This is a genomic window from Moorena sp. SIO1G6 (genome assembly GCF_010672795.1).
GTDB lineage: Bacteria > Cyanobacteriota > Cyanobacteriia > Cyanobacteriales > Coleofasciculaceae > Moorena > Moorena producens.
Window position 1 is genome coordinate 1 of record NZ_JAAHFZ010000185.1, and the last position, 1,334, is coordinate 1,334.

The 1,334-nt window shown below is 46.5% G+C and carries 1 protein-coding gene; it reads left to right on the top strand.

The genetic code is table 11. The features are described from left to right. A partial coding sequence (locus tag F6K63_RS36915) for an ISNCY family transposase (protein ID WP_287315019.1) occupies window positions 1–1,274 on the top strand: 1,274 nt, incomplete at its 5' end. Window positions 1,275–1,334: the final 60 nt, after the last annotated feature.

A 1,334-nucleotide genomic window follows, 5' to 3' on the forward strand; every position in this document is an offset into this window, starting at 1 on the left:
GCTGCACTGCGGCGGGAAGCGGGCGTGCCGGTGACGAACGGCGAGCAGCAGCTGGCCGCGTCGACCCTCGGACTGGCCCTGTATTTTTTATGCAGTCGCCGTCGTTTTTATCGCATCAACGGGATATGGAGCAGAAAAAACGAAGCAACAATGCACGGAATTTATTTAAGGTTGAAAAGATTCCATGCAAACAGCAAGTGCGCAATATTCTAGACCATGTAAAACCAGCCGAGATTAGCGGTGATTTCTATTGGCTTATCAACGAACTGGAGCATACAGGTCACCTCGAAAGCTATACTAGTTTTGAGAATACCAAAGCGATTGCGCTCGACGGGCTAACCTACCACTCATCGACCGAGATAAACTGTGATTGCTGTTCGACTCGTAGGGATAAGCATGGGACTCTCCATTATTACCATCATGCGTTGATGCCCGTTATCGTCAAACCAGAATGTCCACAGGTCTTGGCGTTACCGCCCGAGTTTATTGTCCCGCAAGATGGCCACGAGAAGCAGGATTGTGAACGTGCAGCCTCCAAACGCTGGCTCACGAAGCACCAAGAGAACTTTTCTCCCTTCACGATTACCTATCTGGGGGACGACCTCTATTCGAATCAGCCCTTATGCCAGCAAATTGCTGAGGATGCAAAGCAATATTTCCTTTTTGTCTGCAAGCCAGATTCGCACAAGACGCTTTATGAGGAGCTGGCTCTGTTAGAAAAAATTGAGAATGGAGTTGAAACTCGTCAAATCCGCCACTGGAATGGTCGCAGTCATGAACTCTGGACTTATCGTTGGGCCACCCAACTCCCTCTTCGCTTGGGAGATGATGCACTTCATGGCAACTGGTGTGAACTGCACATCACTGACGAAAAAAGTGGCGATACCCTCTTCCACAATGCTTGGATTACAAACCATCAATTGACTTTTGAGAACGTTATGGATGCTTGCCAGCTTGGACGCACACGATGGAAAGTTGAAAATGAAGCCATCAATATCCTCAAAAATCAAGGCTATCATCTCGAACACAACTTTGGTCACGGGGACCAATACTTATCATCTATACTTTTTACGCTCAACTTGCTCGCTTTTTTGGCCCACACTTCCCTTTATCTTGCCAATACGCAATACCAGCTTATTCGTGATGAACTTGTTAAACGCACAACCTTTTTCGATGATTTGCGTGCATTGACTCGATACATGCTCTTCGACTCTTGGGAACATCTTTTCGTCTTCATGATTGATGGGCTTGAAATCGATCCTATACCCATCTAACTTCTAATTTGAAAATGCTGTTTTAGGCTCGAACAGCTGGACAAGGAGATTGTTTTTATC